The sequence below is a fragment of the Brevibacillus sp. B_LB10_24 genome, assembly GCF_046036945.1.
In the GTDB taxonomy this organism is placed as follows: Bacteria; Bacillota; Bacilli; order Brevibacillales; family Brevibacillaceae; genus Brevibacillus_C.
The window spans coordinates 47,498-69,564 of sequence record NZ_JBJQOQ010000020.1 but is presented as its reverse complement, the minus strand read 5'-3'; the positions used below and the strand labels follow the sequence as shown (position 1 = coordinate 69,564).

Genomic DNA, 22,067 nt, shown 5'->3' with positions numbered 1-22,067 from the left:
GCAATCCTCCCACTCAAGTTACTTTTTCACTTTCTTTCCAAGTAGCGGCGTCACTTCCTTCGCCCATCTGTCAGTCCATGTGGCGCGGATTTCCGAAAGCTTTGCAATGTCTGGCTTAAACACAGGGTCATTCTCTTTGATTCCGATGAAGGGTTCCAATTTTTCCGGAAGTTTTAACCCTTTGATGGTAGGATAGAAACCGCCTTCCGAGATCATCTGCTGTCCTTCTTCACTGATCAGGTAGTTCACGAACTCTTCCGCTGCTTTTTTGTGCGGGGCATTTTTTACAATTGTGGCGCTAAATGCTTGGAGCGGCACTCCTTCTTTCGGAACGACCATTTTTAACGGAACGCCTGAACCCGCTATCTGAGCGATCGTGTAACTGCCCATGACGGTTACATCGGCTGAACCTTGTTGAACGGCAGGTACCATTTGCGTCGAGTTTTTGTAGAAGGTATCAGAGTAGGCGGCCAGTTCTTTTGCTTTTTCCAGCCCCGGCTCCATGTTGTCCAAGCTTCCGCCATTCGCCTGAGCCAGGTTGTAGAGAATGGTGAAGCCCCAGTCATTGGCTATGTCTGTAAAAGCTGTTTTTCCTTTATACTCGGGGCGAATCAGGTCATTCCACGATTCAATCGGGGGAATGTTGTTGGTTTCAAATGATTTTGTATTGTATGCCGGTGCGATGACATACCCAAAGATGGGCACCCCTACCTTGTCTACTGAGATATAGCGGTCATCCAGTTTTGACATATTGGGAATGGCGCTTTCCTCCAGTGATTCCGTCAGTCCCTTTTTCTCCGCACGTTGAACATCGAGCGGCACATACATCGCGATATCGATCTCTGGCGAATTCTTCTGCAGTTCCACTTTCGACAAGATTTCACCGGAGAGCCCGGCAATGAAGTTCACTTTGATTCCCGTCTTCTCTGTAAATTTAGGCGCTACCACATCGCGGATCGTCTTTTCGATATTGCCGCCGTTTCCTGCGACAGTGATTTCCTTTGCTTCGCCTGAAGATGAGGCGGCTGGCGGATTTGACGTTTCCGATGATCCAGGCGGTTTCGCTGCTGGAACCCCACAGCCTGTAAGCGCTATCATTCCCAGTATCAAAAAAGTGCTCAGAATTTTTTTCAAGTGCTTGTCCCCCATTCATTTTAATGATCTAAAGCTTTTAGCTTGTTCCTTACATTTTCCAAATGCTCCTTCAAAGCAGCAACGGCGCCGTGTGAATCTCCTTTTTCGATACAGGCAAAAATCTCTTGATGCTCCTTCAAAACACGCCAGCGCCTCTCCGTATTGCCTACATTGTGGGAATGCGTGTATTCCAGGCTCTGTTTCATGACATGCGTCAGGTTCTCCATCGTCTGTATGAGCAGCGGATTTTTCGTCGCCTCCGCAATCGCCCGATGAAAGTGAAAATCTGCTTCCATTCCCGACTCTCCCAGCTTGAGCTGCATTTCCAACTCCAAAATGGTCTGCTTCAATTCGGCGAGATCGTTTTCATTTCTCCTGGCAGCAGCGATTTCAACAGTGCCTATTTCAAATATTTGCCGCATCTCCAGTAAATGCAGCGCTTGTTCCTTTTCCGTCACCATGGACAAAACGAGAGGATGAATATAGTCCCCAATCTGAACCTTTCGAACGTATGTACCTTCTCCTTGCCGTGTTTCGATGATTTCCGCTGAAGCCAGCATACTGAGAGCCTCACGTATACTGGATCGGCTCACCCCGAACTGGTGTGCCAGTTCCGTTTCGGAAGGGAGCTTTTGATCGGTCAAAAAAACGCCCTTGCTGATTAAACGCTTTATTTCGCCTACGATTTCTTCGGATACTTTTCGCTTCTGAATGCGGTTAATTTCAAGCATACACATCACCTTTCCCCGGCAAACTCATAAATCCCCCTTTACATTGTTAAGTGATTGACTTGTCCGCTTATCGGCTTGTCTGATGACCATTCTACCAAAATGTTATCAATAGTTCAAACAATTATTTCATTCGGAATCGTTTATGCTGGTACCGTTACAAATCATCGCAAGAAAAAAACGGTTTGGAGTCTGCTTATCCTTTTGGGCGGCAAGAGTAGGCCGACCAAGTCTATTTTGCAGCTAGCTAAGTTGATCTTTGTGCAAAGGCAATAACAACAAGGCCAATTGGTACTGCAGGCGGATACTGGGCTGCAGAATATCGCAGCGAGTTAGTTTCTGGATCAGTTCCAGCCGGTAGCGGACGGTGTTGTGGTGGATATACAGCGCTTTTGCCGTTTCGCGATAGTTTCCACCATTTTCCAGGAATATCCGCAGAGTCTCTACGAGATGGGATTGGTTGCTTCGATCGTATCGCAACAGCGGAAGCAGCAGTTCACTGATGTACTGGCGCAGTTCATCCTGCATCGCGGGATGGGAAAACAGGCGATAGATTCCCATTTCATCGTAATACTGAACATGGCCTTCACCGGCAATCCGAATTCCGTGGTACAGCGCTTTAAGTGCCTGCTCGTACGCTTCCGGCAAGGCAAACACACTCAGTTGGCGGCTAATGCCCAGTGAAGTAGCATTTTGCAGACTGTTTTGTAAGGAGTGGGCCAGCGCCGATAAATTGTAGGGATGTGTATCACTTTCGGTCGATTGGACTACTGGCAGCATGACAATCACGTGATTATTTTGATCAAGTCCGATCATCACGTTTTTTTGTCCGTCAAACTGGCGTTGAATCAAGTCAACTGTATCGTGCAACTGTTCGACATGTGACACGTTTGGTTTTATCGCAACCAGTCTGTACTCCTTCCCTAACGCAACCCCCAATTCCCATCCTTTTTGCTGCCATTCTAGAAAATTGCTCTCCCGTATCGATTGATGGATCAGCCGGAGCAGAAAATCGTTGTGGTATCGTTTCTTATTCTCCTTCTCTGTCTGCATCTGCAAAACCTTAAGCGACACAGCGTTTTTGGCGTGCAGCAGACAGTCAACATCTTCGTGATCTATCGGCCGCTCTTCTTTGATCACGATATATCCTTCTGGATCGCCCATGTTATGAAATGGCAATACAATAAAATTGCCTTCATCCCCGCTGACCCGCAGCAGTAGATGATTGGAATCGAACGTATGCATCTCGTCGGAACCGGCAGACAGACGTTCAACCAGTACTGGCCATCCGGGTTGAAAATCTGCCGGAACACTTGTCATGGCAGCATCCCGCCGGATGACGATACTGAGCGGATTGTCTACGTAATGATGCAGTAATTGAGCTAAATCAGGCAGTCCCGCATTGGCAAGCAATAACTGGGTAAACCTGCTGTGTACCTCCTCGGAGCGCATCAATCTATTCGTACGATGATTGAGGATTTCGGACATAATCGGGTTGAGGTACTCGACCCATGCCTTTTCGATCGGCAGCGAAATGATTGGGAAATTGAGCTTGTCGGCTAATTGAATAATGTGTTGGGGAATTTCCGCCAGATAGCGATTGAGCTTTACTCCGAGTCCGGCTACATTACGCTCGGCCAGGTCGTTTACCCACTGGTCCAATTGTGTAAATGAATGCTGTAACGGATAGGTTGTGGTCAGGACAAATTCGCTGCCTTTCAACCATTTAACGCCATCGGGCGCATCCAATACAGTAGCGGACGTCACCAGCCGCTCCAATCCGCCTTGGCCAGCTAATACAGTTGCTTCCTTAAACTCCTGCAGGCACAAGATGTCACGAATCGTTATGTACAAAACCGATCAACCTCTTTTCAATTTAATGACATGATTCGAAATAGTTCGTCACCAGCCAGGATTTTCCTTGATATACATGGTCAATTGTATGTAAGGTACAAATCAGTGAGACAACTTTTATTTCTTTGGTCAATAGCAAACACAGCCTCGCGACTGGTATTATGTCCGTAAATCAAACCAGTAGGAGAATTCAGATGATTATGAACAAATTGCTGACAGATTGGTTAGTAGAGCAGAAGGTTGTTGCCCGGCTACAAACGGCAGTGCGCTGTGAAACGGTTAATCCGCCGGGAAATGAACTGCGCTTGGCCCGCCAAATCCAGGAATTGCTGCAAGCCCATCAGATCTCCTGTGAACTGTATGAACAAGCGGATGGACGAGCTAACCTGATCGCCCGGAGGATGGGGCAGAAGCCGGGAAAGTGCCTGGTCTTTTGCGGGCATCTGGACACTGTGCCAATTGGCAACAGTGCGTGGAGCCATCCTGCCTTTTCCGGCGAAATTCGCGATGGCCGATTGTATGGACGCGGTTCAAGCGATATGAAAAGTGGCCTGTTAGCCCTGTTATATGCGTTTATTTATTTTCCGCAGGGGGTAAGTGACTGGCAAGGTGAGTTAGTATTTGCGGCAACCTTTGGAGAAGAGACAGGAAGTGAAGGAGCCAAGGTCATGATTGAACAGAACCAGCTCACCCACTTCGATGCGATGATCATTGCCGAGCCGACCGACAATCAACTCATCACTGCACATAAAGGAGTGATGTGGGTTCAAATTGAGAGCAAAGGAAGGACTGCCCACGCGTCGATGCCGAAAGAAGGGGTAAATGCCATTGAAGGGTTACATCTGTTTTTAAACCGCTTGCAGCAAATTGGCTGGCACAGCGGCCAGCATCCCCTGCTGACGGAGCCAACAATGACCGTGACGACCATCAACAGTGGGAAGAAAACCAATGTCATTCCAGACTACGGCGAAATGACAATCGACATTCGCACGATCCCCGGCCAGGACCACCAGCAGATTGTGCAGTCAATGCAAACGATTGCCGCCGATATCATGCGCAGTTATCCGGAAATGACAGTAGATGTACAACTGTTGCTCGATTTGCCGCCGGTGATGACGTCTGGTGATGCAGAGTTGGTCAACGTCGCCAAAGCCTCACTGGCCGACCACGGGATTTCAAATGTTGCGGAGCGGGGGGCAAATTACTTTACGGATGCGTCTGTGTTCTCGCAATATGGGGACGGTGAGATCATCATTATCGGCCCGGGAAAACCGGAACTGGCCCATCAAACCAATGAATACGTAGAAGTAGATACTTATCTGCAAGCAGTTCACTTGTATGTGGAGATTGCCAAACGCTATTTAAAGTAGACAGACAACAAGGGGGATATAACATGAACAAACGTATTGCACGAATGGCCGCACTACTCTTCCACTTCGTTTTGGCGGCCGCCTTGATCGGCTGCTCCAACTCGTCGCAACCAGCAGCCGGGGGCAATTCGGCCAATGCCAGCTCGACAGAAGCAGGCAAGAAAATCATTCTCAAGGTTGGACATGTCTTCTCCGCCGACCACGCGTGGCAAAAGTCCCTAGAAGGAATGGCCAAAGATGTCGCCGAAGCGACGAACGGAATGGTGGAAATTCAAGTATTCCCTAGCTCGCAATTAGGTGGTGACCGGGAAGTTGCCGAGGGTATGCAGCTAGGCACGATTGAAATGGGGCTGTTCGGTACAGGTGCACTGCAGACGCTGGACAAGCGGATGATCGTGGAAGAATTGCCGTACGCTTGGCCGACACGGGAGCAAGCATATGCGGCAGTTGACGGCAAACTCGGAGAAGCACTGGGTGAAGTGATGAAAGAAAAAGGGCTGTTTGCGCTAAGCTGGTGGGAGAGCGGTTATCGGCACATTACCAACTCGAAAAATCCGATAGAAAAATCAGAAGATTTGAAAGGATTGAAATTGCGTGTTCCTGATGCTGATCTGCGCATCGATACTTTTAAGGAATTAGGCACCTTGCCAACGCCGATGCCGCTGTCAGAAGTGTTCACCTCGTTGCAGCAAGGAATCGTAGACGGACAGGAAAATCCGCTGTCGACGATTTATTCCTCCAAGTTCCAGGAAGTGCAAAGCCATCTGGCGCTGACCGGCCATATCTGGGGTTCAGCCGTACTGGCTATATCTGACAAAAAATGGGGACAGATTCCTGAGGACTACCAAAAAGTGATTATGGAAAAAGCGGCGATTTGGAAAGAGAAAGAGCGGGAGATGATCCGCCAGGATGATGAAAAACTGCTGGCCGAATTGGAGCAAGCCGGGATGAAGATAACCAGACCTGACGTCAAGGAGTTCCGGGAAAAAGTACAGCCGGTCTGGACCAAGTATGAATCCGTGTTCGGAAAAGATTTAATCGACATCGTGCGCCAATATTCTAAATAGCAACTGCGTTGCCAAGCAGCGCAACGACGACGGCTTCCCCCGGCTGATGGCTTGGTGAAGCCACGTTGTTATCAGGTTAGAGGGGGAGAATCAGTGAGATTGATCAGACAGTTCTGTCAACGATTATTAAAATGGTTGCTTACGGCGATGTTGCTGACCATGACCTTGGTTATATTCGCACAAGTTATCTCCCGTTATTTTTTACACTATCCGCTGGTATGGTCCGAGGAACTATCTTTATTGTTGCTGATCTGGATTACCTTCCTGGGATCGGTGCTGGTGTTGGAGCGTCAGGAGCACATCGGCATAGACGTGCTGGTGGAGCGGTTTCCTGAACGGGGGCAGGAGTACGTCAGGTTGGTAGGGTCCGCATTCATATTTATCTTTAATTGTACGGTGACATACGGCGGTGTTCTGATCGTCAATACTTCCCTGGGTTCAACGACATCGGGGATGAAAATTTCCGTCGCTTGGCAATACGCGGGAATTATGGTCGGCGGTCTGTTGCTTGCCCTTGTGTCGCTTGGGCAGATGTACACTTCCGTGCAAGCGCTGTGGCAAGCAAGGGGGAATAAATCATGATGAGTCTTCTGCTGTTTGGCAGCTTGTTTTTGTTTATCTTGTTTAACATCCCGATTGCCTTCGCGATTGGTCTGTCATGTCTGTTATTCCTCGTCGCCAATGATCTTAGCATCGCACTGGTCGCTCAACGCGCTACCCAGGGAATCAATAGCTTCTCGTTTCTAGCATTGCCGATGTTCGTATTTGCCGGCGTGTTGATGGAACACGGCGGTATTACCCAAAGGCTGATGCGGTTTGCCAACGCGTTGATTGGTCACGTGTCCGGTGGGCTGGCCTCGGTTACCGTCGTCGGCAGTACGCTGTTCGGGGCGTTGTCTGGCTCGGCTATCGGCGATACTGCGGCAATTGGTTCAATTATGATCCCGGCGATGAAAGCCAAACAGTACTCGGCCAAGTTCGCCGCTGCGCTGCAGGGCTGCTGCGGCATCTTGGCCTCGCTGATTCCGCCAAGTTTGACGATGGTCATCTTGGGAGCAACCGGGAACATCTCGATTGGCGGTTTACTGATTGGTGGCTTGATCCCGGGGGTGCTGATGGCACTAGCGTTGATCGTCATCTCGATTATCATAAGCAAACGAAACGGCTACGGCAAAGGCGACCGGGCCTCGCTTAAGGAACTGGTGCTGTCATTCCTGGATGCGTTGCCGCCGCTGATGCTCCCTGTAATCATCCTAGGCGGGATTCTTGGGGGGATCGTCACAGTGACCGAAGCGGCCGTACTGGCCGTGGTTTACGCCTTTATCCTGTCGGCCTTCGTCTATAAGGAAGTTCGGATTGGCCAGATTGCGGAGATTGTCATGCAGGTGATTCGGATCTCCGTACCGGTACAATTGATCGTCGCCATCTCCAGCCTGTTTGCCTGGATTGTTACGACCCAGCGTATTCCCCAGTTTCTGACTGAGTTTTTTGTCAACATTGCTCCTAATGCATGGGTGTTTTTGATTCTGTTGAACCTGCTGCTGTTGCTGCTGGGCACATTTATGGAAAGCAACGCGCTGATTATCATCCTGATTCCGATTTTAATGCCGGTTGTTCAACAGTATGGGATCGACCCGATTTACTTCGGGGTAATGTTTGTGGTCAACTTGTGCATTGGGGCAAACACACCACCGCTGGGTGTGACGTTAATGACCGCGTCGCGAATTGCCGAGGTGAAGTTCTCTGAAGCCTCAATTGCAGTCATTCCGTTTTTGCTGGCGATGATCGCTGTCCTGGCCTTGACTATTGCCTTTCCGCCGCTGTCAACGTTCCTGCCCAGTCTGTTTCATTAATGGCACGCAAACGAAGTAATGACTGATCTACTTGAAAAAGGAGGGATTTACGTTGGCAAAAACAGCGATTCAAATTAAAGAGATCGATCAGGTAGCTACAGCCACTGACGATCTGTACCCTGGGGACGAGGTGATCATCACCGGGGTCACAACCGGCACGACACTACAGGTTCAAGAGAGGATTCCTGTCGGTCACAAAACAGCAATAACCAAAATAGACGCTCATACGGAGATTTACAAATACGGTGAAGTGATCGGAATTGCCACTAAGGAGATTTTGCCAGGGCAGTGGGTTCACGTACACAACTGCTGGGGCATAAAAGCAAGACGGTTCTCCGACATGAACGAGCGAGGTGAATGACGATGAAATTTAAAGGTTATCGGCGACAGGACGGACAAATCGGCATCCGCAACCATGTTTTGCTTATCCCGACCGTGTCGTGTGTCAACCGGGTGGCGATGGAGATTGCCAATCAGACTGGTGCGGTTACGTTTTTGCATCCATATGGCTGTACCTTTGACGCAGAGGAAAACTCTATTACCGAGGAGACGTTTATCGGACATGGAAAGCATCCCAATGTCGGGGCCGTATTGGTGATCAGCTTAGGCTGTGAGACGGCCTCGGCCGAAAAGGTGGCGAGCGGTATTGCCGCCAGCGGCAAGCCGGTCGAAATGCTGATTGTGCAAAAAGAAGGGGGATCGCGGACGACTACCAGTCTTGGCATCAGCAAGGTGCGGTCGCTGCAAGCAAACCTGGCGAAAGAACCGGTCGATGAAGGGGACTTGTCCGAATTGATCATTGCCTTGGAATGTGGTTCGTCAGACGCATTTTCCGGATTGTCAGCCAATCCGGCAGTCGGTGAAGCGGCTGACCTGCTTGTCTCGATGGGCGGAACTGTCGTGCTGTCCGAGGTGACAGAGATGGTCGGGGCGGAAAACGTCTTGGCTCGGCGGGCAAGCAACGAGCAGATTCGCGAGCAGTTGCTGACGCTGATTAAAAAGTACGAAATTGAACTGTCACTGACTACCGAAGACGACAGCGGGATCTTTATCGCCCCGGGCAATGTCGCAGGCGGTCTGACGACGATCGAAGAAAAGTCGCTTGGCTGTATCTACAAGGCAGGGACGAAGCCGATTGTACAGATCGTCAAGTACGGGGAAAAGCCAAGTGAAAAGGGTGTCGTCATTATGGATACGCCTGGATTTGATATCGCCTCTGTCACCGGCAAGGTGGCTGGTGGGGCCCACATGGTGCTGTTTACGACAGGTAAAGGAACGCCAACCGGCTCATGTATTGCACCAGTTTTGAAAATCAGCTCAAACAACCGGACGTATCACAATTTGCGCGAAGATATCGACATGAGTGCTGGCGATGTGATTGAGGGCAAAAAGACATTGAAACAGGTGGGACAGGAGATTGTCGAGCTGGTGCTGGACGTGGCCAACGGCAAAGAGGCGAAGGCCGAGTACTACAAAATCCAGGAGTTCGCTATCCCTAACGTCAGTGTGGTGAAAAAAGAGGTGATTCACAACCAACTGCTGGAAATGAACGACAGGAGGTTTCTCTCATGAAGCTCGCCTATATGTATGCCACCCCTGACGTCACCCATTCACATGTAACCGCCATTCAGGGAGAGATGTCAGCTACCCTGCAGCGAATCAAGGATTGCGGTTACACAGGGGTAGAATTACTGGTCCGCGATCCGCGCCAGTTTGACCAGTCCCGGCTTGTCCGACTGGTTGCCGACATCGGACTTGACGTACCAGCTATCTGTACAGGTGAGGTATACGGTGAAGATCAGGTCTCTTTCGCTGATCCGAATGCGCAGATTCGCCAGGAAGCGATTGACCGGATGATTGCCTGTATGGAATTGGCAGAGCAGTTTGGAGCGATGGTCAACGTCGGCCGGTTGCGCGGCCGGTTTACACCGGAAGTACCGTCGACGCAAACGCTGGACTGGATGCGAACGGCAATCGTCCAGTGCGCACAACGCTACCCGGCGGTGCCGATTGTGATCGAACCAGTCAACCGGCAATACGCCAACTGCCTGCTCAATACGCCGGAAACCTTGCAATTTATCAGCGAGATCAATTTGCCAAACGTCGGCATCATGCTCGATTTGGTGCACATGCAAGTTGAGCAGGAGGAGCCGGCCGAATCGATGCGTGAGGCGAAACCCTACTTCTGGCACTTCCACATCTGCGATTCTGACCGCTTGCCGGTCGGATTGGGTACTTATGATATCGTGCCTGTCTTCCAAGCCTTGCATAGCGTCGGCTTTGAGCGGTATGTCACGGTAGAGAGTTTTCAACAGGAGGATGCTGTACAGTCAATGAGACAAAGTTATGAGGCACTCACCCCCTTTTTCCGCTGAGTTTACAAGTCACACTAATTTAAATTATAAAAAGTCCGCTCCAAGCACAGATTTTTCGTTTTGTGCCTGGAGCGAAGCGAAAGGAATAGGTATTCAAGATGAAAATAGCCAGGTATGAATATCAGGGAAGCCGTCAGTATGGGGTAGTCGAGGCAGAGACGATTTCTCCCGTGTCGGGCAGCATCTACGGAGAGTTCGAGGTCTCGTCCGAGAAGCTGCCATTGCACGCAGTAAAGCTGCTGCCTCCAGTGGAGCCGCGCAAACTGATTTGCGTTGGCTTAAACTACGCTCTGCACGCCAAAGAATCAAATGCGCAGATACCGGAAGAGCCAATGATCTTCATGTGTTCTACGGCGGCCATCATCGGCGACGGCGAGAGCATCGTGCTCGACAGCAGTGAGCAACGCATTGACTTTGAGGCAGAGATTGCCTTTATTATCAAAAAGCAGGCAAAAAATCGCACAGCGGCGGAGGCCAAGCAGTACATCCTCGGATATACCTGCGCCAATGACGTATCCAATCGGGACTTGCAGCGAAAAGACGGTCAGTTTACCCGGGCCAAGTCGTTTGACACGTATAAACCGCTCGGACCTTGGGTGGAAACCGATATTGATCCCAACAACCTGAACATCTCATTACGTCAGAATGGGGTGGTAAAACAGTCGTCCAATACCAACGACATGATTTTTTCCGTAGAGCAGATTTTTGAATTCGTCTCCCACGTTATGACTTTGGAGCCGGGAGATGTCATTTTGACGGGAACGCCGTCAGGGGTTGGGCCGATGCAGTCGGGTGACGTGATCGAGATCGAAATCGAGGGCATAGGACACTTGACCAACAAGGTGCAGTAAGAACGGAACGCGGCTTTGCGTTAAGGAACAGATAGGCCCTCTGTGCCAGCCAATTTTTCAATATTTGAAGAAACAACTAAATCCAACAGTTCAATCCCCTTTAAGTTACTTTTGAAGGGGATTTTTTTACAGACATTTAGTTGCAGAACAATTTTGCTGGTTTGTCTACTTGGGAAGGACAATTATACCTTGCCGTTTAGACCATAATCGTTTATAACGGCAAAAAACGCCCGAATTTGGACTTTCGGACGCTTGTTTGCATAATGCGTATAATTGGGACCCATATTAGAAGCTACCTGCTCGATCCACCGGCAGGCGCTGTCTGCCACGGTACTGATTCGTCAAATCCAATGCTTGCTGAATTGTCCCGGAAATCACTTCTGTTCCTGCTGGCGCAGTTCAATACGGCGAATTTTGCCTGAAGTGGTTTTCGGCAGGTCGCTGACGAACTCGATCTGGCGCGGATACTTGTATGGCGCGGTAAGCTGTTTGGTGTGCTCCTGCAGCTCAACGACCAACTGCTCGGATGGCTCGCAGCCCTTTTTCAAAACGACAAACGCTTTGACGATATGGCCCCGGTCCGGGTCGGGACTGGCCACCACGGCGCATTCGGCAACAGACGGGTGTTTGACCAGGGCGTCTTCCACCTCGAATGGGCCGATCGTGTAGCCCGCGGAGATGATGATGTCGTCGGAACGCCCTTCAAACCAGATGTAGCCGTCCTCATCCATCCGCCCCTGGTCGCCGGTTACATACCAGTCTCCGCGAAAAGCGCGCGCCGTCCGTTCAGGGTCGTTCAGATATCCTTTAAACAGGGCGACCATGCTCTTGTCGATGGCGATATCCCCTACCTGTCCGATGGGAAGCTCTGCCCCTTGCTCGTCGATAATGGCGGCCTTCACCAGCGGGGAGGGCCGGCCCATGGATCCGGGGCGCGGTTCCATGCCGACAAACGTGCCGATCATAAGGGTGTTTTCCGTCTGGCCGTAACCGTCGCGGACGGTGATGCCGAATACTCTCCTGAAGGTGTCGATGACTTCCCGGTTGAGCGGCTCCCCGGCAGAGCATGCCGAGCGCAGCGCAGGCAGCCGGTATGATTCGATGTCTGGCACTTTGGCCATCAGCCGATACTCCGTCGGTGTGGCACAGAGCACGGAGATGGAATAGTTCTGCAGTAATTCGAAGTACTTTTCAGGGACAAATCTGCCCTTGTAAACAAATGCTGTAGCCCCCCTTCCCAGCACGGAGACAAACGGGCTCCATACCCACTTGGCCCAGCCCGGCCCTGCAGTCGCCCAGACGAGGTCGTCTTCGCGAACGTCGAGCCATTGCGTTGCCGCTACGGCGAGGTGGGCATAGGGCCAGCCGTGGACGTGCATGACGCCTTTTGGTCCACCGGTGGTGCCTGAGGTGTAGGAGAGAAAGGCCAATTCATCGGAGCGTGTTTTGGCCGCAGGGGCTTCATCGGATACATCGGCCAGCAGCTCGTCAAATGCCAACCAGCCCGGCTTTTGCTCGCCGATCAAGACATAATGCTGGATAGATGGACACAGTGGGCGAATCCTGTCTACTTCCTGGGAAATACCGGAAAAAGCGATCACTGCCTTCGCACCGGAGTGTTTGGCCCGATACTCGATGTCCTTGCTCCGCAGCATTTCTGATCCCGGCATGACGACAGCACCCAGCTTGATCAGCCCCAGATAAATGCCGTAGGATTCGACCCCGCGCGGCACCAGGACGATCACTTTGTCCCCGCGTTCGATGCCCAGAACAGCGCAAACATTGACGACCCGGTTGGCGTAGCAAGCCAGTTCCCGGTAGGTCAGGGAAGCGGATTCTCCCGACTCGTTTACGACTACCAGCGCTTGTTTGTCCGGGTGCTCGGCGGCGTAATTGTCCACCTGCTCCGCGAAGTTGTAATATTCAGGTATTTCTAGAGGGAATGTTGATGCCGTTGACATAAAACCCAACCTCCTGTAGCTAAAGAATTAGGCTGAAAGTATGTGAACGTGAACTCCTATTCTTATTCGTTGCGACATTCGTTCATTCCTGTCCGCTCCCTGAAGTTCAACGGCAAAATTCCTTTTTGGGCAGCCGAATATTTTTTGAACGCCCATCGGATGAGTCATCTTTTTTGGGATTTGACAACAATGATATTACGTAATAAAATGTTTTTACGTTAGCATAATGTATTATGAGGTGGTCAGTTGACACAGGAATTGCGTGAAACGTATATCGTCGAATCACCGGAACAGGCAGTTGCGCTGTTAAATCCGCTCCGCGCCGAGATTCTCAGCAGCTTGACAGCTCCCGCATCGGCTGCAGAAGTGGCCCGAAGCATCAAGGAGACGCCGCAGCGGGTCAACTACCATTTGAAAGCCTTGGAGAAGGTCGGGTTGGTCCGCAGGGTGGGTTCGCGTCAGGTGAGGAATTTGGTCGAGGTGCTCTATCAAGCCATCGCGAAAACGTTCATTCTGTCCGAGTCGCTCGGTTGGAGTCAGGAGACGATGCAGCGTGCAAAGGATAACAGTTCTCTGGCGCATCTGATCACGACATCGGAACGGTTAAAACAGGATGCCCTGTATCTGATGGAGTGCGTCGACGAACAGGAGGAAGTTCCCAGCGCCAGTCTCCAGACGGTGCTGCACCTGGGCGATGAAAATCAAAGGCAGGCATTTGTCGAGGAATATGTTGCACTGGTCAAGCAGTTGGTGAAAAAGTACCAGTCCAAGCAAGCGGGAGCAGAGGCGTACAGCGCTGTGCTGGCCGTCTATCCAGAACCAAAACGGGGTGAGGATTAAATGAGTCAAAAACAAGTTGCACGCAAACATACGGCAGCATACACTTCTATCGTGCTCTGGGAATCGACAAAGCAGGAGCGGCAAAAGAGTCTGCCCGCCGCAGATGATGCAAACGGCAAGGTGATTCCTTTTCGCGAGCAGGCCGCGCCTCAGCGTTTTGAGCAGGAGGCGACAGTGAGAGTCTGGGAGGTTGGAAGCCACTCAGACGAGCAGCCGGTGAAGCTGACTCAGGTATCTTCGGGATTTGGCGCCGCAGCTGGTGCCGGAGGCGGAATCCGCGCCTGTGCAGCATAATGGATGCGCAGCAAAAAAACGAAGGAGGGTGTTCGATGAATATCACGCCAATTGTCGTGGAGCAGACTAGTCTTGGAGAGCGTTCCTACGATATTTACTCCCGATTGTTAAAGGATCGGATTATCTTTCTCGGCAGTGCCATCGATGACAACGTAGCCAATGCCGTGGTAGCCCAACTGCTGTTTTTAGCCTCGGAAGATCCGGAAAAGGACATCCATCTCTACATCAATTCCCCGGGTGGATCGACCACGGCAGGGATGGCGATCTACGATACGATGCGGCACATCAAGCCGGATGTCTCGACGATCTGTGTCGGCATGGCCGCTTCCGCGGGAGCAGTTCTGCTGACAGCGGGCGCGGCGGGCAAGCGTTATGCCCTGCCCAATGCCGAGGTCATGATTCACCAGCCTTGGGGCGGAGCGCAAGGCCAGGCCTCCGATATAAAGATACAGGCCGAACGCATCATAAAAACCCGGGAGATGCTGGCGAAGATCATATCAGAGAGCTCAGGGCAGCCGATGGATAAGGTTTTGCAGGATTTTGAACGGGACTACTACATGTCGGCGGAGGAAGCAAAGTCCTATGGGCTCGTTGACAAAGTGATTCAAACGCTAAAGGGTTGAGAAGCTGTCTTCTCAGCCTTTTTTTACAACAGATAAGAATTTATAAGTTTTGGGGATTCCTTAGGGCTTCCCCATTTTTTGTTTTGAGGTAATGTTAGGTTATGGAGACGAATATTCTTAAACGAATTTTCTTCGATGAATATAAGCATTTGGATACTTTTGTACATGAAAGCGAAACTGTGTAGGAATTGGAGAGAAAAACTGATTTCCACACTGGCAAGGATCCTATGGTCTGTCCAAAATGCGAATGTTACTATGAATACAAGGGAGAAGTCTGCCTAAAAGGTGGACAACTTACAGTGGCATTTGGTGTTTGCGATCTTTCTAGGCATAGTTTGGAAAGGATGATTGAAGATCTCACAGGCGTCAAAAAAGAAAAAGGCCCGGAGCTTCGCTCCGGGTTTTCTTATTAATGGTTATTATCTGAACGTAGCGGTCTGAATGCGCCACGTTCGATACGTCCTAATTCCCGAAGTGCCACAGCCAGCCCGTTCTGGCGTGGATAGCTCCCTAATTTTCTTAACATAAGAGAGGCGATAACGGTACCCTGTTTGATCAATGCTGCTAGTCGAAGAATTTTGTTCACGTCTTGTTTCAGGCCGTTTTGCGTACTGAGACCAGAGAGCGGGATCTATATCTAATTGTTCTGTTGTGCTAGTTCAGATAGATGGTGAATGAAATGGCGGGCATGAATTTATCCAAGCAAGGCTATCTTTCTTGACTCATGGGAATAGCAAGGCAGATGATGGTTACTTGTTGTTATTATACGGTTATTTAGACACTTTGACCGAGAAAGCTGCGCTTTTTCCTTGGTAGGTTGCGGTAATGATTGCTTTCCCTTTTTGTTTACCGGTTACTTGCCCATTGTCATCCACGACGGCAATCAGTTCGTCAGATGAACTCCAGTTGACTTTGTCCGTGACAGTTTCGTGAGTGCCGTCGTCATAGGTTGCCTGTAATTCAAGCTGCCTGGTTTCGTCCTTGGACAGCTTTATTTCGTGCTTACTTGCCACAAGAGAGAGAACGGCTTTTGACTTGCCGAATTTCACCAGGTGGATATCCCGTTTGTCAGCCATGCCAATACTGTTTCTTTCCCAGTATTCACCAAGCAGAAGATAGTCACCATTTTCCGTGGGAGCGGCAAAAACACTTCTCACATTAGGGAATTCTAACGGTTTATCCCAAAGCATGTTGCCGGAGTGGTCTAGTTTCATAAAAGACCAATAACTGGCATCATTCGTTTCAGTCTGTATCCGTCCAATCAGCATATAGCTCCCGTTATCCGTCTCAGAGAGGGAAACGCCGACTTCTCCCCTTTTTTCTTCACCGTAACGCTTTTGCCACTCCAAGTCACCTTTCGAATCTATTTTTAAAGCAAATATGTCGTCGAACACAGGGTAAGGTCTGGTACGGTTGGTGTTTCCTGTTATGACAACACCATCGTCACTGGTGGAATTAATCGAGTAGACCGTTCCCGTTCCGCTGTAAGTGTTTTCCCAAATCACCTTGCCTTTCTTATTCAATTTCGCCATGTAAAGATAGGCATCCCCATAGGAAAGAAGGCCTTGAATATAAACATCTCCACGATCCGTAACAAATACACGTTCGCCGGTGTTATAGGCTGGTTTACCCAACTGCTTGTCCCATTCGATTGTTCCTGATTGACTGATTTTCACGATATAGACGGTTGTTGGGTCACCACCTTGGCAGCAACCGTCAGTAAATTTTCGCCCCACTACTACGAATCCGCCGTCAATGGTTTGGGCGAAATCCTTGTAATTGAACAAGCGGTTTTCAGTCATCGCCCCGCCTTCTACTGAAATCGCTTTTGTCCACTCCATTTTGCCCGCTTCCGTCAGTTTAATCAACTGAAGCTTTTCCGGTTTAGACTCTAGCGCTCCCATGATCAGGTACCCGCCTTCTTTTGCCCGCTTGACATTTGAAATCCAAAAACCTTGGGGCACTGTCGTTGTCCATACCTTTTGGCCGTCTGCATCAGCTTTCAAAAGCGTGGCGGGCATGGAGTTCCATTGGTAATCCGTTTGGTTTGCCCAGACGACCGCTCCACCGTCGGCAGCTGAGATGACCGTTTGAACCAATTCCCGAGTTTCCTCTGTAATATACCGGTTTTTCCACTTTTCCTGAAGCTCCTCATCGGCTGCAAAAGCGTGTCCGAAACAGTGTGTTCCCAACAAGACAACTATCACCGTCGAAAGGAAAAACGTTCGAAAACAGCTTTGTTTGTCTCCTTTTGAACCCACGTTATCCAGCTCCTTTTTATTTTTTTCCGTGCAATACGTCTGCTTATAAACATTTGGATGGCTTATACTATTTATTAGCAGACGATGATATGTTTGTACAGTAACTATATTCCTAGTGAAAAATGGTAGAAAATATCGAGATGAAGAACGGAAGGTGTCTGCAAAGAAAAAGCGGTGGCGGAAAAAAGCTGTAATTCAGTTTGCAATTGAAAACGAAAGCACTGCTGGTATGGACGTATGTCTATACCGGCAGTTTTTTTTGTTCGGTTGGGAAGATGAAGCGGAGAAGTATAGCGGCAGCTTCTAATACTGGTTCAGTCATTTCCACGTCTTTAAAAACACTGTCGGAAAGTAAGGTAGCTAAACTGCAGCCACGTTCAATTTTCCCGAGATAGGAAAAGCTCGTTCCGGCCAAATCCGCAAGTTGCTCTTGCGTCAATCCTTTCAATTTTTCACCTTACTGAAATCAGCCTAAAGCGACAAAGGAAATCGAGAATAGAAAATACTTCTGTCTTATTAATGTACTCTCGTGCGATATTTTACATAGACCGTTGACAAATTTTGATCTACAAGTGTAATATTTAAGCCATAGCTTTGGTTTACAAATGTAAATCTGAAAAAGTTGGAGGTTAGCAGATGTCCGGCACGCCAAAAATATCAGAATCCGAGTGGGAAATCATGAAAATAATCTGGAGGAACGACGCCCCGATCACTGCTGAGCAAATTGCGCTCCAATTGCCGGAGGGGATCGATTGGAGCGAGCAAACCGTTCGCACCTTCGTCACCCGGCTTTTGAAAAAAGGGGCCATCAGTTTCGAGAAAGAGGGCAGGAGTTACCATTACTACCCGTTGGTATCTGAAAAGGAATGTGTAAAATCGGAGAGCCGATCCTTTCTCAAAAGGGTGTTTGGCGGGGCGGCGCATATGATGGTAACCAACTTTCTGGAGGATGCCGAACTATCCGAAAAAGAGATCGAACACCTGCAAAAGATTCTGACGGAGAAGCAGGATAAAACCAAAACAGCGCGCATGGAGTAGCCAGCCGCCAAAGTCATGTTAAAGAGGGTGAAACATGGATAGTCTATGCAGTATTTTTCTATGGTTTTTGGATTCCACAGCAGCGGCGAGTGTCGTCGTACTGTTGGTGATCGCCTTGAAGAAGCTGTTTCGCCGTTACATAAGTGCTCACATGCTGCATGTTTTATGGCTGATCGTGCTGGTGCGCCTGTTGGTGCCGGTTTTTCCGGACAGCCCGGTCAGCGTCTTTCATCTGCTGCAATTGGGTTCAGAGCTCAAACAAGCGGTTGCCTGGATGAATCCTTTTACAGATAACCAGTATCTCCAGTCACTAGCTAAGGTCGGACAAGATCAGATCCCTCAACAGAGCTCGATAAATCAGATGCTTCTGGAAAATCAGCGCATTCCGACAGGCCTATCGCTGCAGGAGACTCAAGATGGGGTATCGATTTTTACACAAACGTATCCCGTCGCCTTGCAAATCGCTTCGGTTGTATGGCTTGCAGGAGTGGTTTCCTTTATTTGGTACTACACCGCTTATCTGATAAAAATAAGGCAGCAGCGCGTAACGTTCCGGTTGGCAACAGATCCTCGGATCAGGGCTGTCATGGCTGATTGTCTGAAGAAGTTCGGCATCGAAAAACCGATCCCCGTGTATACGGGAAACCGCCTTGAAAGCCCATATATTTCAGGGCTGTTTCACCCGTGGGTCTATCTTCCCGAAAAGATGAGCAAAGAGCTGGGTACTTCTTCACTCACCCATATCTTCTCACATGAGCTGGCGCACTTGAAGCGAAAGGATATCGCCTGGAATGCGGTCGGAAGTTTTGTACTGGCGGTCCACTGGATGAATCCACTGGTGTGGATCGCGGTCAGACAGATGAAAGCGGACAGAGAGCTCGCCTGTGATGCCTGTGCGTTAGAGGTTCTCGGTGAAGCGGAGACCATCCCCTACGGACTGACGATCGTTGAATGCCTGAAGCGCTTCGCTTCGGAGCGCAATCAGCCGAACCTGGTGTCTTTTAATGGAGCGAGCAATCAAAATGAGATGATGAGGAGAATTTGCATGATCAAATCGTTTAAAAAGGGATCGTATAAACTATCTGCGGTTGCCGTCCTATGTGTGGGAATACTGGGGGCTGTAACTCTAACCAATGCCGGCGAGCCGATATTGGCAGGTTCTGCAGGTTCTGTGAAAGCAGCAGATGATCGGGTTTTGTTTGAGTCACCGAATCGGGCCTACGGCAATTTGGAAAAGACTGCAGAGATTTCCGATTTTGCTTTTATGGTTCCGGCGGCACTTCCTGACGGATACCGATTTCAACAAGGCGAATTGATATCAACAGCAGACGGCAAACGGGGCAAAGCGAGGCTATATTTTGAAAAGCGAAAAGAAAATGCCTATTATGGATCCTTTGCGATCTCCGCAAGCGCGGAAGGAGCCGGGGTGGAAGCGGCCTATGCGGCTATTGAAATAGCAGAGAGAACCCAGGGAGAAGAAAGCAGGATCAAGAAGGAGACCGTCAATGTCAAAGGGAAGGAAGCTTTAAAAGTAACCGTGCAGGCTAAAAATCGGGACAAACTGTATTATATCTGGCAGGATCAGGGGATTCAGTATCAAATTGACGGCTACGCGTTGACGGATCAGGAACTGGTGACATTGATCGCCTCGATGAAGTATCCCGATCAAGACATGTACAGGCGATATGTAAACCATGATCTGTTGATAGAAGACATTTACGATACGGGAGATGTGCGGAAAGTGCCGGAATCTGTCGGGTTTGCTCCCAAATTCCCTTTGCAGCTGCCTGGGTCCCTTCAAGCCAAGCACGCCTATGAAACCCAGAAGATTAATTTCAGTTATCCGGATGATGAGGCAGATAAAAAGACCAGGGTGCTCTGCATTGCGTATCGAGGAACGGATGGGAACAAGCCGGGAGTAACATTTCAGCAAATCAAGAATAACAACCTCTATGAGAATATCAAAAAGACCGGACATATCGCTTACTATCAGATCGACGGTGAGAAAAATGTCGTCGAAGCCAAGCCATTGGATATAGGCGGCAAGGAAGTGGTCAAAACGGCCAAATATAAAATCGATGGATCGCTCAGTGGTCCGAATGAAGCGGATTTGGTGAGTTATCTCTGGAAGGAAAACGATGTATGCTACCAAGTGACGTTTACGGCACAAGAAGACGAGTCAGAGCAAAAGGAGATCGTCAAGTACCTGATGAACGAACCGTTAGCGGAGTTGACCAAATTGCCATAGGGATGGAGGAAAAGGGTTAAGAAGCTGCCTTCTCAACCCTTTTTCGTATAGACGCCAGGATCTTAGTCTTGTGCCGAAGCTTCGTCAGAGTTGTCGGTATCGGCAGAGTCATTCTGTTCCGGAGCGCTCGGATCTGCTGTTTCGGCACCGGATTGTCCGAATTCTACGGTTGGCGGTGCAGGTATGTCGGCCCGTTGATCGTCAATGATGATGATCTGTCCGGCTTGCTGCCAGTCGACGTTTGCGCCCAGCTGTTCACAGATGAAGCGAAGCGGCAAATAGAGCACTCCGTTTTGAATCGTTGGCGCAGTCTCCAGCGCTACCGTCTCTTCACCTATTGCAGCCTCTTTTTTGTCAAGATACAGGGTGATCGTCTTGTTGTCGCGGGTAATCGTCACCAAACCGGTGACATCCCGGTTTACCTCTGCTTTCAATGCCGCTGTGATCGTCTGCTCGGTCACCAGCGTCCTCCCATCCTGAATATACGGAGCCTGGTCCATTTGTTGATCTTGGCCGTTAACGAACGCCTTTACGCCCAGCACTTCGGCCTGGGTGAACAGGTCGCCCAATCTCGTGAACTGCTCATGCTCACCAGGCTGGTAGGTTCGCTCGAGCAGTTCTTTTTGAACTTCAATTGCTTGGGGAAGATCAGACGCATCGGTGAGATCGGTGACCAATTGGTCATAGGCGGCTTCCACCTCTTCTGTCACTTCCGGCGCGTTTTTTAGCTGCTCACGTAGTTCGGACAGTTGTTCCGCCGTTTTTGCGGAGTCCTCGTCACCCTGATCGTCAGCGGGCTGATCTGCCGCATCCGGGGCAGTATTCTCCTCGGCCGGGGCATCGGTTTCCGCTTCCGGCGAAGATTCGTTATTCATGTCGGATGTTGGATCTGACGTCGGGTCAGTTGCCGTGTCGGATGTTGGATCTGACGTCGGGTCGGTTGCCGTGTCGGATGTTGGATCTGACGTTGGATCGGATGTCGTGTCGAATGTTGGATCCGATGTTTGGTCTGATGTCGAATCGTCCATTGTTTCTGATTCGGAGTAACTGTCGCCTTGCCCGTTGCCGTCTAATGAGGTATTCCCGTCAACGTTGACATTGGTTTCGGCAAATGCTGAGGGAACCGCTGAGAAAATCAGTGCTGCCGCAAGTGATACCGGTAAGATCCTCTTCATTCATGTTCCTCCTTCTCGCAAATCAAATGTTGTCTTTCAAAGACACCGCCATTTTACCAATGTTTCTAGTTGAGGCAAATGATAGAATAGAACGAAAAAATCCTGAAGCTTTTGTCATTTCATCCGCAGCAAAATAGGCAGGTTGCAGCATTTGCCCCAGCGACAGTGGGGAGATCATTAGGGCGATTTTCGTGTTTTCTTCATTTTCCGCAACTATTGTGCAGTCGTATTCGTTAAGAATGTAACTTCTTGTTTTTCATGTGTGATTCCTCTTCCCATGCGGCCACTCAGGTATTGAGTGGTCCTTTTTTTAGAAGCAGAGAAAGAGGTCGTCCATGAATGTGCCGCAACTAGGCGTTACAAACGCCAGATGTACCTGGTCCAGCTCCGTCCCC

Annotated in this window: 20 protein-coding genes and 2 pseudogenes; 14 read left to right on the top strand and 8 right to left on the bottom strand. The window is 49.8% G+C overall.

The annotated features are described in order from the left end of the window. Positions 1-18: 18 nt before the first annotated feature. The 3 genes from ACI7RC_RS17675 to ACI7RC_RS17665 all read right to left on the bottom strand — a co-directional run bounded on the left by ACI7RC_RS17675 (position 19) and on the right by ACI7RC_RS17665 (position 3,716). Positions 19-1,134 (bottom strand): polyamine ABC transporter substrate-binding protein, encoded by a 1,116-nt coding sequence (locus ACI7RC_RS17675; RefSeq protein ID WP_408109533.1) that lies wholly within the window; start codon positions 1,132-1,134, stop codon positions 19-21. A gap of 20 nt (positions 1,135-1,154) precedes the next feature. Then, positions 1,155-1,865, bottom strand: coding sequence for a FadR/GntR family transcriptional regulator (locus tag ACI7RC_RS17670; protein ID WP_408109532.1), 711 nt, complete (start codon positions 1,863-1,865; stop codon positions 1,155-1,157). A 240-nt stretch (positions 1,866-2,105) separates the two neighbouring features. Then, entirely contained in the window at positions 2,106-3,716 is a 1,611-nt protein-coding gene (locus ACI7RC_RS17665; RefSeq protein WP_408109531.1) for a PucR family transcriptional regulator, read from the bottom strand. Between the two features lie 194 nt (positions 3,717-3,910). On the opposite strand from ACI7RC_RS17665, the gene ACI7RC_RS17660 reads away from it, so the two are divergent. The 8 genes from ACI7RC_RS17660 (at position 3,911) to ACI7RC_RS17625 (ending at position 11,232) form a co-directional block, all read left to right on the top strand. Beyond that, positions 3,911-5,086, top strand: a complete 1,176-nt coding sequence (locus tag ACI7RC_RS17660) for a M20 family metallopeptidase (protein WP_408109530.1) — start codon at positions 3,911-3,913, stop codon at positions 5,084-5,086. A gap of 23 nt (positions 5,087-5,109) precedes the next feature. Continuing rightward, positions 5,110-6,153 (top strand): TRAP transporter substrate-binding protein, encoded by a 1,044-nt coding sequence (locus tag ACI7RC_RS17655; protein WP_408109529.1) that lies wholly within the window; start codon positions 5,110-5,112, stop codon positions 6,151-6,153. Positions 6,154-6,246: 93 nt separating this feature from the next. Continuing rightward, positions 6,247-6,735: a TRAP transporter small permease gene (locus tag ACI7RC_RS17650; RefSeq protein ID WP_408109528.1), complete on the top strand. Its 489-nt coding sequence runs from the start codon at positions 6,247-6,249 to the stop codon at positions 6,733-6,735. After that, entirely contained in the window at positions 6,732-8,006 is a 1,275-nt protein-coding gene (locus ACI7RC_RS17645; protein ID WP_408109527.1) for a TRAP transporter large permease, read from the top strand. Before ACI7RC_RS17650 ends, ACI7RC_RS17645 begins: the two co-directional genes overlap by 4 nt. A 52-nt stretch (positions 8,007-8,058) precedes the next feature. Beyond that, positions 8,059-8,367 (top strand): UxaA family hydrolase, encoded by a 309-nt coding sequence (locus ACI7RC_RS17640; protein ID WP_408109526.1) that lies wholly within the window; start codon positions 8,059-8,061, stop codon positions 8,365-8,367. A gap of 2 nt (positions 8,368-8,369) precedes the next feature. Continuing rightward, the gene (locus ACI7RC_RS17635) at positions 8,370-9,578 is read left to right on the top strand and encodes a UxaA family hydrolase (protein ID WP_408109525.1); all 1,209 of its coding nucleotides are present in this window, start codon (positions 8,370-8,372) and stop codon (positions 9,576-9,578) included. Then, positions 9,575-10,381 carry a sugar phosphate isomerase/epimerase family protein gene (locus ACI7RC_RS17630; protein ID WP_408109524.1) on the top strand — a complete coding sequence of 269 codons (807 nt, stop codon included), beginning with the start codon at positions 9,575-9,577 and terminating at the stop codon, positions 10,379-10,381. Before ACI7RC_RS17635 ends, ACI7RC_RS17630 begins: the two co-directional genes overlap by 4 nt. A gap of 98 nt (positions 10,382-10,479) precedes the next feature. After that, positions 10,480-11,232 (top strand): fumarylacetoacetate hydrolase family protein, encoded by a 753-nt coding sequence (locus ACI7RC_RS17625; RefSeq protein WP_408109523.1) that lies wholly within the window; start codon positions 10,480-10,482, stop codon positions 11,230-11,232. Positions 11,233-11,606: 374 nt separating this feature from the next. Here the strand turns inward: ACI7RC_RS17625 and ACI7RC_RS17620 are convergent, their stop codons facing one another. After that, positions 11,607-13,193, bottom strand: a complete 1,587-nt coding sequence (locus tag ACI7RC_RS17620; RefSeq protein ID WP_408109522.1) for an acetate--CoA ligase — start codon at positions 13,191-13,193, stop codon at positions 11,607-11,609. 246 nt (positions 13,194-13,439) lie between these two features. On the opposite strand from ACI7RC_RS17620, the gene ACI7RC_RS17615 reads away from it, so the two are divergent. From ACI7RC_RS17615 to ACI7RC_RS27820, 4 genes and pseudogenes are all read left to right on the top strand, one after another. Further along, on the top strand, positions 13,440-14,033 hold the full coding sequence (locus ACI7RC_RS17615) for a winged helix-turn-helix domain-containing protein (protein WP_408109521.1): 594 nt from the start codon (positions 13,440-13,442) through the stop codon (positions 14,031-14,033). Beyond that, on the top strand, positions 14,034-14,327 hold the full coding sequence (locus ACI7RC_RS17610) for a hypothetical protein (protein WP_408109520.1): 294 nt from the start codon (positions 14,034-14,036) through the stop codon (positions 14,325-14,327). 35 nt (positions 14,328-14,362) lie between these two features. Continuing rightward, complete coding sequence (clpP, locus tag ACI7RC_RS17605) at positions 14,363-14,950, top strand: ATP-dependent Clp endopeptidase proteolytic subunit ClpP (protein WP_408109519.1); 588 nt, start codon at positions 14,363-14,365, stop codon at positions 14,948-14,950. Positions 14,951-15,162: 212 nt separating this feature from the next. Beyond that, a pseudogene (locus ACI7RC_RS27820) lies at positions 15,163-15,339 on the top strand (IS91 family transposase); the annotation flags it as partial. Between the two features lie 50 nt (positions 15,340-15,389). On the opposite strand, the pseudogene ACI7RC_RS17600 reads toward ACI7RC_RS27820, so the two are convergent. The 3 genes and pseudogenes from ACI7RC_RS17600 to ACI7RC_RS17590 form a co-directional block, all read right to left on the bottom strand. Further along, positions 15,390-15,533: pseudogene (locus ACI7RC_RS17600) on the bottom strand (Tn3 family transposase); the annotation flags it as partial. A gap of 187 nt (positions 15,534-15,720) precedes the next feature. Next, positions 15,721-17,211: an Ig-like domain-containing protein gene (locus tag ACI7RC_RS17595; protein WP_408109518.1), complete on the bottom strand. Its 1,491-nt coding sequence runs from the start codon at positions 17,209-17,211 to the stop codon at positions 15,721-15,723. Positions 17,212-17,452: 241 nt separating this feature from the next. Then, positions 17,453-17,659 (bottom strand): helix-turn-helix domain-containing protein, encoded by a 207-nt coding sequence (locus ACI7RC_RS17590; RefSeq protein WP_408109517.1) that lies wholly within the window; start codon positions 17,657-17,659, stop codon positions 17,453-17,455. A gap of 188 nt (positions 17,660-17,847) precedes the next feature. Here ACI7RC_RS17590 and ACI7RC_RS17585 point away from each other — a divergent pair, with 188 nt between their 5' ends. Together ACI7RC_RS17585 and ACI7RC_RS17580 are read left to right on the top strand one after the other, a co-directional pair. Then, positions 17,848-18,249 carry a BlaI/MecI/CopY family transcriptional regulator gene (locus ACI7RC_RS17585; protein WP_408109516.1) on the top strand — a complete coding sequence of 134 codons (402 nt, stop codon included), beginning with the start codon at positions 17,848-17,850 and terminating at the stop codon, positions 18,247-18,249. A gap of 34 nt (positions 18,250-18,283) precedes the next feature. Continuing rightward, complete coding sequence (locus ACI7RC_RS17580) at positions 18,284-20,497, top strand: M56 family metallopeptidase (protein ID WP_408109515.1); 2,214 nt, start codon at positions 18,284-18,286, stop codon at positions 20,495-20,497. A 62-nt stretch (positions 20,498-20,559) separates the two neighbouring features. Here the strand turns inward: ACI7RC_RS17580 and ACI7RC_RS17575 are convergent, their stop codons facing one another. Then, positions 20,560-21,672 (bottom strand): copper amine oxidase N-terminal domain-containing protein, encoded by a 1,113-nt coding sequence (locus tag ACI7RC_RS17575; RefSeq protein WP_408109514.1) that lies wholly within the window; start codon positions 21,670-21,672, stop codon positions 20,560-20,562. Positions 21,673-22,067: the final 395 nt, after the last annotated feature.

Excerpts from the sequence above, each read along its gene's own strand:
- ACI7RC_RS17620 (WP_408109522.1), bottom strand. The coding sequence starts at position 13,193 with ATGTCAACGGCATCAACATTCCCTCTAGAAATACCTGAATATTACAAC.
- ACI7RC_RS17580 (WP_408109515.1), top strand. The coding sequence starts at position 18,284 with ATGGATAGTCTATGCAGTATTTTTCTATGGTTTTTGGATTCCACAGCA.
- clpP (WP_408109519.1), top strand. The coding sequence starts at position 14,363 with ATGAATATCACGCCAATTGTCGTGGAGCAGACTAGTCTTGGAGAGCGT.
- ACI7RC_RS17585 (WP_408109516.1), top strand. The coding sequence starts at position 17,848 with ATGTCCGGCACGCCAAAAATATCAGAATCCGAGTGGGAAATCATGAAA.
- ACI7RC_RS17655 (WP_408109529.1), top strand. The coding sequence starts at position 5,110 with ATGAACAAACGTATTGCACGAATGGCCGCACTACTCTTCCACTTCGTT.
- ACI7RC_RS17625 (WP_408109523.1), top strand. The coding sequence starts at position 10,480 with ATGAAAATAGCCAGGTATGAATATCAGGGAAGCCGTCAGTATGGGGTA.
- ACI7RC_RS17610 (WP_408109520.1), top strand. The coding sequence starts at position 14,034 with ATGAGTCAAAAACAAGTTGCACGCAAACATACGGCAGCATACACTTCT.
- ACI7RC_RS17670 (WP_408109532.1), bottom strand. The coding sequence starts at position 1,865 with ATGCTTGAAATTAACCGCATTCAGAAGCGAAAAGTATCCGAAGAAATC.
- ACI7RC_RS17575 (WP_408109514.1), bottom strand. The coding sequence starts at position 21,672 with ATGAAGAGGATCTTACCGGTATCACTTGCGGCAGCACTGATTTTCTCA.
- ACI7RC_RS17630 (WP_408109524.1), top strand. The coding sequence starts at position 9,575 with ATGAAGCTCGCCTATATGTATGCCACCCCTGACGTCACCCATTCACAT.
- ACI7RC_RS17645 (WP_408109527.1), top strand. The coding sequence starts at position 6,732 with ATGATGAGTCTTCTGCTGTTTGGCAGCTTGTTTTTGTTTATCTTGTTT.
- ACI7RC_RS17660 (WP_408109530.1), top strand. The coding sequence starts at position 3,911 with ATGATTATGAACAAATTGCTGACAGATTGGTTAGTAGAGCAGAAGGTT.
- ACI7RC_RS17635 (WP_408109525.1), top strand. The coding sequence starts at position 8,370 with ATGAAATTTAAAGGTTATCGGCGACAGGACGGACAAATCGGCATCCGC.